Origin of the sequence: Kitasatospora sp. NPDC056651, from assembly GCF_042792155.1 — a bacterium.
Taxonomy (GTDB): Bacteria; Actinomycetota; Actinomycetes; order Streptomycetales; family Streptomycetaceae; genus Kitasatospora.
The window spans coordinates 63,782-78,060 of record NZ_JBHTWX010000013.1 but is presented as its reverse complement, the minus strand read 5'-3'; the positions used below and the strand labels follow the sequence as shown (position 1 = coordinate 78,060).

Here is a 14,279-nt window from a genome sequence, read left to right as displayed (position 1 = left end):
CGGGTTCACCTCGTGACTCGGGACTCGGCCAGTTCGGCGCGGCCGATCAGGACGCCACCGCAACCGGTGCGGCACACCAGCTCCAGTGCCTCGTACCGCTCCCACGTCGGCAGCGCCGCGCGGAACAGCGGGGTGACCTGCCGCAGGAACGCGGTGGCCGGGTAGAGCCGGTCCTCGGTGTGCTCGGGGCTGTTCGGCGGCTTCGCGAGGACGTCCTCGATGGCGAGTTCGCGGACCACCTTGGCGTACTGCGACCAGCGGACGAAGGTCGTGGTGCCCTCCTCCATCAGCAGGTGGAACATGCGCCGCGGCTCGGCGTCGGGGTCCGCCGGACGGACCCAGATGTCCTCCAGGTACTCCTCGTCGACCCAGGCGCGGCCCCAGGCGGTGTGCCGGCCGCGGGCCGCCAGGGTGGCGCGCGCGTGGAGTTCGGCACGGGCCGGCAGGGGTATCAGGTCCGCTTCGGCGGTGCCGTTGGAGTACATCGGCACACTGGTGAACGGCCATTGCTCCGAGCTCGCGACCAGTACGTACAGGAGCGCGGCGGACACGGCGCAGCCCACGACGGCCAGGGCCGTGGCGGCCGTCCCCTCGGAGGTGAAGGCGTGCGTCGCCGGGCGGTCGCCGGTGACCTGCCCGATCAGCCAGGGCCAGTCGAACAGCAGCAGGTAGCACCACATCTGGATGTAGTAGGCCGGGAACATGACCCAGAGGATGACGACGTGCATGGCGATCCACGCCAGGACCATGGGCATGCGCAGCTGCCAGTCGAAGACGGCCCCCACCGCGCCGAGTTCGACGACCAGGGTGCCCCAGGCGGCCAGCCGGCACATCCACGGCTTGGAGATCATCAGGGTCGACAGCCACTGCCAGCGTGCCGCCGGCTTCGAGATCCGGAGGTAGAAGTTCAGCGCCGTGCCGTCGAACCAGCCCCGCCGGCCGAAGCGCAGCTTCGCGACGCCCGCGGCGAAGAGGGTGTAGGCGAGCGCCACCAGCAGCAGGGTCGGCGCGAATCCCGAGGTGAGTACGGAGTCGCGGGCCAGCAGCGGGGGCCAGGCGGTGTGCTCGGCGAGCAGCCCGTCGAGCGAGAAGTCGTAGGACACGGAGAAGCACATGGCGAACAGGGTGTAGAGGGCCGCGTGGCTGGAGTGGTTGGCCCCCAGCGCGCCGGCGTTCACCGCGTGCAGGAACGCGAAGCCCAGGAAGGTGAGGATCCCGGTGGCCGGTTGCAGCAGGCCCGCCGCCGCGGCGATCCAGGCGGCGACGGTCAGGTTCCTGACCACCACGAGCACCGCCGGGCGGACCCAGCGGATGCCCAGGGCGCGCAGCGCGAGGACGGGGGTGTAGAAGGCCGGCTCGGTACTCGCGATGATCTTCGGCGCGAACATCGGCGTGGGCGGCTGGGTCAGACAGAGGGCGAGCAGCCCCGTGTAGAGGACCGCCCTGAGAACGCCGGAGACCGGGGGCATCTGATGGAGCCACCAATGGGTGATCATGCGGTTTCTTCCTCACCGTGAGGGGTGTGAGTGGTGGATGGACCCGGTCCGGTCAACCGGTCGCGCAGGAGCCCGGCCACCTCGTCGAACGTCCCCGGCGCGACGAGGTAGAAGTGGTCTCCGGGGAAGGTCCGCAGGTCGCACGGTCCGAGGGTGAGCTCGGACCAGGCCCGGGCGGTGTCCGGCCGCACCCGGGGGTCGGCGTCGCCGGTCAGGGCGGTCACCGGGACGCGCAGGGGCCGCCGGGGCCGGTGGCGGTACGTCCGCACGGCGTGGAGGTCGGCGCGCAGCGGCGGCAGGACCAGCTGCCGGATGTCCGGGTGGTCGAGCAGTTCGGCGTCGGTTCCCCCCATCGCCGCCAGCTCGGCGAGCAGGGCGTCGTCGTCGTGGGCGCGCAGCCACCGCGGATCGTCGTCGGGCACGGCCGCGCCACGGCACCCGGAGACGAACAGCCGCGCGAGCGGCACACCGCGTTCCTCGAGGAGCCCGGCCAGCTCGTACGCGACGAGGGCGCCCATGCTGTGTCCGAACAGCGCGAGCGGCGCGTCGCCGGGTCCGTCCGCCGTCAGCGCGGCGAGCACCGCCGCCGCCAGCTCCCGGATGTCGGTGATCGACGGCTCCCCGTGGCGTTCCTGCCGGCCCGGGTACTGCGTCACCAGCACGTCCACGTCGCCGGACAGCGCCCGCGAGAACGGGAAGTAGAAGCTGGCGGAGCCGCCGGCGTGCGGCAGCATCACCAGGCGCGGGGCCGCAGGCCCCGGTGCCGGGTGGAACCTGCGCAGCCATCGCCCGGTGCCGGGCCGGGTGTCGGTGGTCATGCCCGGCCCGCCGTCTCGGCCAGGCAGCGCCGCAGCTCGGCCTCCAGCCGGGCGGCGGTGTCGGCACCGATGCCGTCCTCCCGCCACTGGGTGACGACCGTCCAGGAGCCGTCGGTGCCGGGGATCGCCTCGATGACGAGCTCCAGCGCGGTGCGCGGCGGCCGGACCCGGAGGGGTGTCAGCTCGACACCGGGGCCCAGGGTGCCGCTCGGCGGCGGCAGTTGGAGGACGACGAAGGTCTGGAAGAACGGATGGCGCCCTCGGGCGGGTGCCAGCCTGCCCACCACCTCGTCGAACGGTGTGCGCGCGTGGTCGAGGCCGTCCACGACCAGCCGCACCGCGCGGGCGAGGACGGTGCCCGCGTCCTCGTCCGGCTTCGCCGCCAGGCGGACGGCGAACGGATTGACGAAGTAGCCGACGGTCGACTCCGGGACGGGGCCGGACCGGCCGGCCGTCACGGTGCCGAGCGCCTGGTCGTCGGCGGCCCCGAAGGTGCGGGCCAGGGCGAGCCCGGCGGCGGCCATGAGTCCGCTCAGGACCGGACCGCCCAGACCCGCGCAGGCCGCCGCCAGCGCCGTCACCGTGTCGGCGTCGACGCGGGTGACCAGTTCCCGTCGGGTGGCCTCGCCACCGCCGGTGGGCGCCGGCAGGAACGGCTCGGGGGCCGGCCGCAGCTGGTCGGACCAGTAGGGGAGGTCCCGGTCGGCCCAGTCGGCGAGCCGGCTCGCCTCCCAGGCGGCGTAGCGCCGGTAGCTCGGCCTTCCCTCCTGCGGGCGGACGGGTCGTCCGGCGCGGAGGGCTTCGTAGGCGGTCCGCAGGTCGGCCACGAAGGCGTGCTCCGAACTGCCGTCGAAGGCGATGTGGTGCACCTGGACGCAGAGCAGGTGCCGTTCGTCGTCGATGCGGGCGAGCCGGAACCGCACCGGGATCTCCGAGTCCAGCGCGAACGGCCGGTCCCACCAGTCGGCGACGAGGGCCTCGGCGAGTTCCCGCGGCTCACGTCCGGCGGCGTCGGGCGGCAGCTCGACCAGTTCCAGGGCGCTGTCGGCCCGCTCGGCCGGCAGGACGCGCTGCACGGCTCCCTCGTCGCCCCACAGGTAGACGGTCCGCAGCGCCGCGTGCGAGCGCACGCACTCGGCGAGGGCCTCGGCGAGGACGTCCGGCCGGAGCGGCCCGGACAGCAGGTAGGCCGGCACGACGGTGTTGTCCGCCGCTCCCGGCGATGCCATCTCGGCGAGCCAGAAACGTCGTTGGGCGTGGGAGAGCGGGCCGTCGCTCGCTTCGTCGCCCGTTTCGTCGACTGCTTCCGGCAGCTCGTCGGCCCGCGCCGCGCCGGCGCAGTGGGCGGTGATCGCCTCGACCGAACGCAGCCGGTAGACGTCGGCGGCCGTCAACCGGGCGTCGAGTCGCCGGCCCAGACGGGCCGCCAGCCGGATGACGTCCAGGGAGTTCGCCCCGGCTTCGAGGAGGTCGTCGGTCGCGGCCAGCGCGGCCGAGCCCAGGAGTGCGCGCGCCTCGGCCAGCGGACCGCCGGGCGCCTCGCCCGCACGGGCGTCGGTCGCGCGGGCGTCGGTCGGGCGGGCGTCGGTCGGGCGGGCGTCGGCGGCGGCGAGGTGCTCCCGGAGCAGCGCGGCCACCGCCCGGCGGTCGGTCTTGCCGTTGGCGTTGCGGGGCATCCGGTCGACGTGGTGGAGGAGCGTGGGAACCATCGCGTCCAGCAGCCGGGCCGCCGCGAAGGCCCTGAGTTCCGGCGGGTCCAGGGGGCGCCGGTCGGCGGTGGTGTAGGCGGCCACCAGGTGCCGACGGTGGGCCGGCGGGGTGTCGACCACCACGGCACACGCCGTCGTGACCGACGGGTGCGTCTCCAGGACGGCCGCCACCTCGCCGGGCTCGACGCGGATCCCGCGGACCTTGATCTGGTCGTCGAGGCGTCCTCGGTAGTGGAGCAGCCCGTCGGCGTCCCGGCGGGCGAGGTCACCGGTGCGGTAGTGGCGTTCGCCGTCGATGTCGAAGAAGCGCCGTCGGGTCTCCTCCGGGTCGCCGGCGTAGCCGAGGGCGACGCCGTCGCCGCCGACCGCGATCTCGCCCTCGTACTCGCCCGCGGCGGGGCCGGGGCGGCCGTCCGGGTCCAGGAGCCGCACCACGGTCCTGGGCAGGGCCGTGCCGATGGGAACGTCGGTGCTGCCCTCGGCCACGTCGGCCGGCCGGACGACGTGGTGGGTGGCGAAGATCGTCGACTCCGCCGGGCCGTAGCCGTTGACCAGGTGCAGACCCGGATGGCCGGCGAGGACCTGTCGTGCGGCGGCCACCGGCACCCGCTCGCCGCCGGTCAGTACCAGCCGCAGTCCCGTGAAGACGTCGAGCCGGTCCTCGGCCAGGGCGGCGAACAGCGAACTCGTCAGCCAGACGCTGTTGACGCCACGGCGGACGGCGGCCTTCAGCAGCTCCGCGTCCAGGGCGGTGGCACCGCCGTCCAGCAGCACACTGCGGCCGCCGTTGAGCAGCGGCGCCCACAGCTCCAGCGAGAACGCGTCCCACGGCAGCGGTGACGCCTGGAGGAACACCGTGTCGGCGCCGACCGGGATCGCGGGACAGCCGACGACCGTCCGCAGGGTGCCCCGGTGCGGTGACAGCGCGCCCTTGGGCCGGCCGGTGGAGCCCGAGGTGTAGAAGACGCTCGCGGTCCGGGTGCCGTCGGTCTCCGCGGGAGGCGCGGCGGCGGGGTCACCGGCGAACAGCTCGCCCGGGGTGACCGCGCGGACGCCGGTCTCGGCACCCACCGCCTCGGCGAGACCGCCGTCGTCGGTGACGAGCAGGCAGGTGCCCGATCCGCGCACGGCGTCCGCGATCCGGATCCGGGGCCACCCCGGGTCGACGGCCACGTAGGCGGCGCCGGCCCGCAGGACCCCCAGCAGGGTGGCCACCAGGTCGATCGAGCGGTCCATCGCCACCGCCACCTGGGCGCGGACGGGTACGCCCCGGCCGCGCAGCTCCGCGGCGACGGCCTCGGCCCGTTCGACGAGCGCGCCGTAGCTGATCGTCTCCTCGCCCTGCCGGACCGCGACGGCGTCGGGACGGAGCCGGGCGTGGTGGGCGACCACGAGTTCGATCCGCTCGCCGTGGACGTACGGATCGGGAAGGGCCGTGCCCGCCAGGACGGGGTGGAGGTCGGCTGCCGTGCTCACGCGCCCGCCGCCGGCGTCCGTACCAGGTCGAGCTGTTCGGCCAGGCCCCGCACCGTGGTGTGGTCGAGCACGACCGGGAAGGGGAGCCGGGTGCCGAGTTCGCGGTTGATCCGGTGGCTCATCCGGAAGGCGAGCATGGAATGCCCGCCCAGGGCGAAGAAGTCCTGGTCGCGGCCGACGCGTTCGACACCGAGCAGGTCCTCCCAGAGGGCGGCCACATAGCGTTCGCTCTCGCCCAGCGGTTCCGCGAAGCCCTCGGCGCGGGCGTCGTGCTCGGCCAGGGCCGCCCGCAGGGCCGCGCTGTCGCGCTTGCCGTGCTGGGTGAACGGTATGTCGCTGCGGACGACGAAGGCGCTCGGCACCATGTGGCCGGGAAGGTCCCGCTCCAACCGGGCCCGCAGCTCCCCGATGCCCGGCTCCCCGGTGCCCAGCTCCTCGCCGAGCACGACGAAGGCGACCAGCCGGCGGTCGTCGCCCTCGCCGTCGGCGAGCACGACGGCGTCGCGCACCTCGGGGTGGTTGCGGAGCGACTGCTCGACCTCGCCGGGCTCCACCCGGTAGCCGTGGATCTTCACCTGGTCGTCGGCGCGGCCGACGAACAGCAGCGCCCCGTCCGCGCGCAGCTGCGCCAGGTCGCCGGTGCGGTACATCGGCATCGGGGCGCCGTCGACGGTGACCGTCACGAAGCGCTCGGCGGTGAGGTCCGCGCGGCCGAGGTAGCCGCGGGCCAGGCCCGGGCCGCCGACGAAGATCTCCCCGCGCTCGCCCGCGGGGACCTCCCGCAGGTCCGCGTCGAGCAGCCGGACCGTCACGCCGGCGAGCGCGGTCCCGATCGGCACCGCGCCGGATCGCGCGTCCGGCTCGGTCACCCGGTGGGCGGTGCAGGCCGTGGTGATCTCGGCCGGCCCGTACAGGTTGTAGAGCCGCCCCTGGAAACGGCCCGCCAGCAGTTCCCGGCACGCGGAGGGCTGGAGGACGTCACCGCCGGCGCAGAGCACCCGCAGCGACGCGAACGCGTCCCGGTCCTCCCGCACGACGTGGTTGACCACCATGGTGGGCACGAGCATCGCCGAGACGCCGTACTCCTCCATCCGCCGCCGGAAGCCCGCGGCGAGCAGGTCCGGTACCGGCGGCAGGACGACCATCTGGGCACCCGCCGCGAGGGTGCTCCACATCTCGAAGTGGAAGGCGTCGAAGGAGACGTTGGAGATCTGCCCCGTCCGGTCCTCGGGGTGGAGCCGCGGCAGGCCGGGGTTGGTCGCGAACGACACGAGGTTGCGGTGCTCCAGCACGATCGCCTTCGGCAGGCCCGAGGAGCCGGAGGTGAACAGGACGCTCGCCGCGTTCTCCGGCAGCGGCGCCACGCCCGCGCTCCGGCCGTCGAACCCGGACCAGTCGGCGAACGGCACGATCTCGGCGGGGACCGCCGTCAGCGAGTCGGCCGACGCCCGGTCGCCGAGGACGACCTTCGCGCCGCTGTCCGTCAGCATCCGGTCCCGCCGGGCGTCGGGGTAGCGCTGGTCCACCGCGACGTACGCCGCGCCGGCCTTGAGCACGCCCAGCACGGCGACGGCGAAGTCGACGGAGCGGGGCAGGTAGACCCCGACCCGGTCCTCGACCTCGACCCGGCGGTCGCGCAGAAGGGCGCTCACGGCGTCCGACCTGCGGTCCAGTTCCTCGTAGGTGAGCGTCGTCGTGCCGTCGCCGACGGCCGGCCGTCGCCCGTGGCGCCGCACCGAGTCGGCGAAGAGCTCGACCAGGGTGCCGGCGCGTTCGTTCGTTGTCTTCACAGCTTCCTCCCGCACGCGTGCCCGGAAGCGGCGTGCGATCTCATCGTGGAATTCGGGCGATCCGGCGATCCGGGGGACCGGCGGTGTGGACGACCCGGCCGGTGCCGACGCGGATCACGTCATCGCCGCGGGCCGCGCGGCCCCGATCGGACGGCCGTCACGCGATCGGGGCCGCGGTCAGGGGCGAGGACGGCTGCCCGGTGGGTCAGGACGACGGCGTGTGGACGAACGGCCGCGTCCCGACGACGGTCCGGAACCCGCGCTTGGCGAGGATCGGCTCCGAGGTGGGCAGGGCGTCGGTGAAGACGAGGTCGAGACCCCGCGCGGACACCTCCGCCAGCCGGGAGCCCACGACCGCGGTGAACAGGCCGCGCAACCGGTGCGTCGTCTTCGTGCGTCCGCCGGCCAGTTCGGCGTAGCCGCTGCCCTCGGGGTAGTGCACCCGCCCGCCGGCCACGGGCTCCGAGCCCACGTAGGCCACGTGGACGCTCATCAGGTCCGGCGTCTCCTGGAGGCAGGCCCACAGCCGTTGCCGCTCCGCGTCGGCGTTCCTACGGCCGATCTCGCGGGCGATCTCGGCGTAGTCGGCGAGGCCCTCCTCGTCTACCACGCGGCGGACGTCGAAGCCGGTGGTGTCGAAGGTGGCCATCGTCGCCGCGTCCAGCGGCAGGGCCAGGACCTTCTCCAGGTCGTCGGCCACGAAGCCGGCGGCCTCCAGGCGCTCGGCCAGGTCGGAGGGGGTGTCGTGGGTGTAGAGCTTCCACTCCAGCTCGTACCCGCCCTCGTTGGCGAGGGCCTTCTCCGCCTCGATCACGGCGTCGGCGTCGTCCGCCGAGAGCCGGGAGAACCGGATCTGGCACGACGAGCCGTCCTCCGCGAACTCGCGCACCACGCCGCCGTGCGCGGCCCTCTCGCCGGTGGCCGCCCGCCCGTGGTCCAGGGCGGCCAGGAAGTTCTTACTCGTCGGACCGGTCATGGGGGAATTCCTCCTGGGTCAGGATGTCGCTGATGGGTCGTGCGGTGGTCATGGCGTCGAGCACCGCCCGCAGGCGCCGCAGGATCAGGTGCGCCCGGTTCGGGGAGAAGATCTCCGTGTTGTAGCTCATCGCCAGGACCAGGCCGTCCGCGTGGCGCTGGAAGACGAACTGCAGATCGGCCTGCTTGGCCCGCCGGGGGATGTCCCGGGGGACGAAGTCGACGGTCGCTGCGGCCGGTGCCGCGTCCCAGCCGGACTCCATCTGGTCCAGGTTGACCACGACGTCGAAGAGCGGGCTGCGCTCGGGGCCCCGCTGCCAGCCCAGATCGCGCATGATCTCGCCGTACGGGTACTCGTCGTGCTCGAACGCCCGGAGGATCGTCTGCTGGGCGCGGGCGAGCAGCGCCGGCACCTCGTCGTCCGCGGCCACCGTGAGGCGCAGCGGGACGGTGCCGATGAAGGTGCCGATCTGGTCCTCGAACTCCTGGCGGTCCCGGCCGAGGGAGTACGTCCCGACCAGGGAGTCGGTGACCCCGGTGGTGGCGAGGAGCAGGGCGACCGCGCACCAGCCGACGGTGAACTCGGTGACCGAGTGCCGCCGGGCGAGCGCCCCGAACCGCTCGGCGAGGTCGGCCGGGAGCGGCAGGTACAGCCGCTCGCCGTCGAGCGCGCTGACGTCGGGCCGCGGCAGATCGGCCGGCACCCGGACCGGGTGGGCGAGCCCGCTCAGCTCCCGGCGCCAGAACTCCCGGTGCCCGGTGCGGGCTTCGGCGGTCAGCCGGCCGTTGCGCCAGGCCGCGGCGTCCTTGTACTGGATCGGGAGTTCGGGCAGGTCGGCGGCGCGCCCGGCCACCAGGGCCTCGTACAGCTCGCGCCAGTCGCGGTACAGCACCCGCGCGGACGAGCCGTCGGCGAGCACGTGGTGGATCGAGGTGAGCAGCAGGTGGGTGTCGTCGTCGAGGCGGATCAGGTCGGCCCGCACCAGCGGTTCCCGCGCCGTCTCGAACGGTTCGTCCTTGCGGGCGACCACGAACGCGTGGACCTGCTCCGGGGAGCTGCCGGTCAGGTCGTGGAGGCGGTAGTTGAGGGGGAGGGCACCCGGCGCGTGCACGGTCTGCACCGTCCGCCCGTCGACGAGGTCGCAGGTCGTGCGCATGCTCTCGTGCCGCTCGACCAGCAGCTCGAAGCCGCGCCGCAGCAGTGCCGGGTCGACCGGGCCGCGCAGTTCGTGCAGGTCGTTGCGGTGGAAGGCGCCGGGGTGCGCGCTCCCGTGGTCGATCTCCATGAGCAGGTCCTGCGTGCGGGCGCCGTCGTAGCTCCCCGGGCCGCCCAGGCTCGGGATCGGTGCGACCACCTGCCGCCGGGCCTCGGTCAGGGCCTCGGCGAGGCCGGCGATCGTGGGACGGGCGAAGAACGTCGGCAGGTCGAGGGTGACGCCCAGTCGGCTCTGGATCCGTGCCAGCAGCTTGATGGCCCGCAGGGAGTTGCCGCCGGTGTCGAAGAACCGGTCGTCCGGGGTGACGTCGGAGACGCCCAGCACCTCGCACCAGATTCCCGCGAGGGCCTGGGTGACGGCCTCGGAGGGGTCCTGTTCCCCGACGGGAGCGGGGCCGGGGGCGGGAGTACCGGCCGGCTGGGCCGTCGTGGCGTCGGTCGTCGCGGCGTCGGCCGGGTCAGTGTCGGCCGGGTCAGTGTCGGCCGGGTCAGTGTCGGCCGGGTCGGTGTCGGCCGGGCCGGCGGCGAGGCGCATCGGGGCCGAGGGGTCGTCGAGCGCCCGGTCGAGCAGGCCGCTGATGTCCGCCCACAGCCGGTCGATCGTCTCCGCGGTGAACCGGCCGCTGTCGTAGCGGATGGCCGAGCGCACCGTGCCCGCCTCCTCCGCCAGCATGATGTTGAGCGGGACGTCCCGGGTGTCGAGGTTCACCTCGATCGGCCGGACCGCGAGGTCGGGGCCCGCGAGAGCGCTCGGCGACGCCTCGCCGTCCTCGCCGAACTGCTGGAACGCCACGATGACGTCGAACAGGCCCGACGACCGGAGCAGGCCGCGCTGTTGCAGCTCCTCCACCAGCTCCTCGTAGGGGTAGTCGCTGTTGCGCAGGGCGTCGACGAACGTGGCACGGACCGTGTCCGACAACTGCTCGAAGCTGCCGTCGGCGTCGACCTTCAGCCGCAGTGGCAGGGACCGGATCAGCATCGCCACCAGCTGCTCCAGCGACTCGCTGTTCCGGCCCGCGATCAGGGTGCCGATGACCAGCTCCCCGTCCCGGCTGCGGCCGTGGAGCGCGGCGGCGACGGCGCTCAGCATCGCGGTGAACACCGTGACCCCGGTGGTCCGGCAGAACGACTTCAGCCGCTGCCACAGCGGTACGGGAAGCGCGTAGTGCCGGTAGGCGCCGCGGTAGGAGGGAAGGCCCTGCGAGGCGGGCGGGGCCGGCAGGTCGAGGGCCGCCACCGGGGTCCGGAACCGGTCCAGCCAGTAGGCGGCGGCGTCCTCGTGGCGGCCGCCGGCCTGCTGCGCGAGCCTGCGGTAGTGCTCGCTGTAGTCGATGCCGATCTCCGGCAGGTCCAGGGGCGTGCCCCGGTCGAAGAAGGCGTAGTACGCGCCCAGGTCCCGGACCAGCAGCCCCAGCGACCACCCGTCGACGACGGCGTGGTGGGTGCAGAGGGTCAGCAGGTGGCGGCCGGCGCCGATGGGCGCCAGCTGGGCCCGTAGCAGGGGGCCCTTCGCGAGGTCGAACGGACGGGCCGCGAAGGCCTTGGCCAGCGCGACGCTGTCCGCGGTGCCGTGCGCGTCCGCGCCCGGCGCCGGTTCCGGTGTGTCGAGCGGGACCGTGAATCCGGCCGCCGGGAGGATCCGCTGGGTCAGCTCCTCTCCCGTGTAGGAGAAGACGGCCCGCAGCGCGTCGTGCCGTGCGGCCAGCGCGTCCAGGGCGCGCCGCAGCGCCTCGGTGTCGACCGTCCCGGTCAGCTCGAAGCTGCGGATCAGGTTGAAGGCCACCGAGCCGCCCGCGAACTCGGCCGCGAGCCACATGGTCAGCTGCTCCGCGGACGTCGGCACGGCCGGCTGCTCCGCGGACGCTGGCTGCGCCGCGGACGCCGTCGGCGCGGTGTCGAGGTGCGCCGGCGTGCTCTCGACGGCGGGCGTCGTGGTGCCGAAGGTGGTGACGCCCGTCAGTTTCTCCAGGTAGGCGGCGAGTTCGGCCGGCGTCTCGTGATCGAAGATCGCGAACGGGTCGAGCTCCACGCCGTGCACCGTCTGGAGCCGGTTGAGCACCTGGGTGGCGCCGATCGAGTCGCCGCCGAGGTTGAAGAAGGACTCGTCGGGACCGATGGTCTCGATGCCCAGCACGCCCTGCCACGCCGCCAGGACCGAGCCGAGCACATCGGTGGGCTGAGGGGCCTGCGCCGGGTCGGTGGTGATTTCGTCCCCGGTCAACGGGGTGGGCGCCACCGTGTTGGCCGGGTCCAGCCAGCAGCGGGTGCGGTCGAACTGGTAGGAGGGCAGCTCGATCCTGCGGCCGTCGCCGGCGGTCTCGGCCCACCGCCAGCGGGCGCCTGTCAGATACATGTCACGCAGAAGGCTCGGGAAGGCGTCGGGGCCTTCGGTGAGCGCCACGACGGAACGTGCGGCGCCGCCGCGGCCCGCGACCGCCGAGGAGACCGTCGACAGGGGACCGGCCTCGACGAACAGCACCCGCTGGTCCCCCAGCGCGGCGAGCAGGCGGTCGACGCGGGCGTCCAGGTCACCGGCATCGGCGTCCTCGGCGTTCACCGCCAGCCGGATCGCCTCGGCGAGTTCGACGCGGCCGAGACTCGCGTCGATCACCAGCTTGCCGGTGCCCTCCCCGACGACGTGGCGGGACTCCACACCGATGTGGCCCAGCAGGCCGTACATCGCATACTGGAAGGCGAACCGACCGACCCTCGGATGCCCGGCGTGGACGCCGGCGGCCCGCTCGGCCAGGACGTACAGCCGGTCGAACTCGGGGTGCGCGGCGCGCAGCGAGGCGGTCAGCGAGGCCGACGCCGTGCACCGTCCGGAGACCAGGATGACGGTGACCGCCGCGCTCTCCTCCGGGCCCGTCCGCGCGGGGGCGGCGAGCGCGGCGGTGAGCCCGGCCGTGTCGGCCGCGGTGACGCAGGCCCGGTACGGAAAGTGCCGGCGGCCCGCGACCAGGGTGCGCTGGACGTCCTCGACGCGCAGGTCCGGGTGCTCGACGAGCCAGGACCGCAAGGCGTCGATGTTGGCCGCGAGAGCCGTGGCGGTCCTGGCCGAGACGGGGATCCAGCTCCCGGTGTTCGGGGAGGGGGCCGGCTCGTCGCGGACGGGTGCCTCCTCCAGGACGGCGTGCACGTTGGTGCCCATGACGCCGAACGCGCTGACACCGGCCCGGCGGACTCCGGCGGCCGGCTCCCACGGCGTCAGTTCCCGGGTCACGGTGACCGCCGAGTTCGCGAAGTCGATCAACGGGCTCAGCGTCTGCGCGTGGAGACTGGGGAAGAGCTGCCGGGTCCGCAGCGCGAGCACCGCCTTGACCAGGCCGGCCAGGCCCGACGCGCTCCAGGTGTGCCCGATGTTGCTCTTCACCGAGGAGAGCGCGCAGAACTGCTTGCGGTCCGTCACGCGGCCGAAGGCCAGGTCGATGGCCTCGATCTCGATCGGGTCGCCGAGCCGCGTGGCGGTCCCGTGCGCCTCGATGTAGGAGATCGTGGTCGGGTCGACGGCGGCCTTCGCCCACGCCCGCTCGATCACCTCGGCCTGCGCCGAGCTGTCCGGCGCGGTGAGGCTGCCGGACCGGCCCGCCACGTTGTTGGCCGCGATGCCCTTGATGACGGCGTGGACGACGTCCCCGTCGCGCAGCGCCCGGTCCAGCCGCTTGAGGATGACGCTGACGACGGCCTCGCCCGAGCCGGTGCCGTCCGCGTCGGCCGAGAACGCGCGGGTCTTGCCGTCCGCGGACCGGATGCCGAGGTCCAACTCGTCCTCGTCGTCCTTCGGATCGCCGAGGAGGTTCAGGTTGACGCCGCACACCAGGGCCAGGTCCGCGTCGCCGAGCAGCAGGTCGTTCACCCCGTGGTGGACGGCGAGCAGGGCCGACGAACAGGAGGAGTCGACCATGGCGGCCGGCCCGCGCAGCCCGAAGAACCGGGCGATCCGGCCCGCGGTGGCCGAGGCGTGGGTGCCCATCACCATGGTCGGCTCGACCCGGCGGGCGAGCTGCTGGTAGACGAGCCGGGTGTCGCCGACGTAGACCGACGTCCGGGTGCCGTCGAGCGAGGTCGGATCGTATCCGGCGTTCTCCACCGCCTGGTACGCGCTCTGCAGGAGCAGCCGGTGTTCCGGCGCCATGTTCCGCGCCTCACCCGGGGATATCCCGAAGACCAGGTCGTCGAATGAGTCGATGTCCTCTATATAGCCGTTGATTTGGTACCGCGCGTCGACCGAAAGGGAAGTTCGGCTACGGCGCTCGGCGGACAACTCGCGGACGCTGTCGCGCCCGTCCCGGAGATTCGCCAGGAACTGCGAGAGGTCATCGGCCTCCGGCATTCGGACGGCCATCCCGATGACAGCCACGTCGCGTTCCGTGGCCGGGATCTCCGCCATCTTCGGGACGCCCCCGTCCGAAGTCATAGTCCACCCCTTCTAGATCGTCACCAAATGGCCGGCGGGGAATTGTCCTGGATGCCCCCCGGCTGGACGGGGCAAGAGAGGCCCCGGTTCGAAATCGGTCCGCAGCGCGTCCGCCCGCGCTACCGATGCCCAGTCAGATGGGCTTGTGCCCAACCGGGGTGGGCTCGATGCGTGTACCTCCGGTCCGCCCCGTGCTGCGCTGGGGAGAGAGTAGAGCACAAGATCGCGGGGACGGCGAGGGTCGACGCGGCGCTCCGTGGTCGGGAGCCGGCGCCGCGCGGGCGTTTGATGCCGTTTTGGGCTGACCGTTTCACCACCTTCTGCCCCGGTAGACACCGGTGTGCACGGCCGGGGATCTTCAAGATTTTTTCACTGTCGGTGT

At 73.5% G+C, this 14,279-nt stretch carries 6 protein-coding genes; all 6 read right to left on the bottom strand.

Annotated features, from left to right (window positions below):
• Positions 1-5: 5 nt before the first annotated feature.
• Positions 6-1,496 (bottom strand): hypothetical protein, encoded by a 1,491-nt coding sequence (locus tag ACFRAR_RS08240; RefSeq protein WP_380696101.1) that lies wholly within the window; start codon positions 1,494-1,496, stop codon positions 6-8.
• Positions 1,493-2,314 (bottom strand): thioesterase II family protein, encoded by an 822-nt coding sequence (locus tag ACFRAR_RS08235; RefSeq protein WP_380696099.1) that lies wholly within the window; start codon positions 2,312-2,314, stop codon positions 1,493-1,495. The genes ACFRAR_RS08240 and ACFRAR_RS08235 overlap by 4 nt, the downstream gene beginning before the upstream one ends.
• Entirely contained in the window at positions 2,311-5,499 is a 3,189-nt protein-coding gene (locus tag ACFRAR_RS08230) for an amino acid adenylation domain-containing protein (RefSeq protein WP_380696097.1), read from the bottom strand. The genes ACFRAR_RS08235 and ACFRAR_RS08230 overlap by 4 nt, the downstream gene beginning before the upstream one ends.
• On the bottom strand, positions 5,496-7,289 hold the full coding sequence (locus ACFRAR_RS08225) for a non-ribosomal peptide synthetase (RefSeq protein WP_380696095.1): 1,794 nt from the start codon (positions 7,287-7,289) through the stop codon (positions 5,496-5,498). Before ACFRAR_RS08225 ends, ACFRAR_RS08230 begins: the two co-directional genes overlap by 4 nt.
• A gap of 205 nt (positions 7,290-7,494) precedes the next feature.
• On the bottom strand, positions 7,495-8,265 hold the full coding sequence (locus tag ACFRAR_RS08220; RefSeq protein ID WP_380696093.1) for a hypothetical protein: 771 nt from the start codon (positions 8,263-8,265) through the stop codon (positions 7,495-7,497).
• Complete coding sequence (locus ACFRAR_RS08215; protein ID WP_380696091.1) at positions 8,246-13,897, bottom strand: condensation domain-containing protein; 5,652 nt, start codon at positions 13,895-13,897, stop codon at positions 8,246-8,248. The genes ACFRAR_RS08220 and ACFRAR_RS08215 overlap by 20 nt, the downstream gene beginning before the upstream one ends.
• Positions 13,898-14,279 lie beyond the last annotated feature (382 nt).

What these genes read in the sequence shown, in the direction of transcription:
- ACFRAR_RS08215 (WP_380696091.1), bottom strand. Translation starts at nt 13,897, where the DNA reads ATGACTTCGGACGGGGGCGTCCCGAAGATGGCGGAGATCCCGGCCACG.
- ACFRAR_RS08235 (WP_380696099.1), bottom strand. Translation starts at nt 2,314, where the DNA reads ATGACCACCGACACCCGGCCCGGCACCGGGCGATGGCTGCGCAGGTTC.
- ACFRAR_RS08240 (WP_380696101.1), bottom strand. Translation starts at nt 1,496, where the DNA reads ATGATCACCCATTGGTGGCTCCATCAGATGCCCCCGGTCTCCGGCGTT.
- ACFRAR_RS08220 (WP_380696093.1), bottom strand. Translation starts at nt 8,265, where the DNA reads ATGACCGGTCCGACGAGTAAGAACTTCCTGGCCGCCCTGGACCACGGG.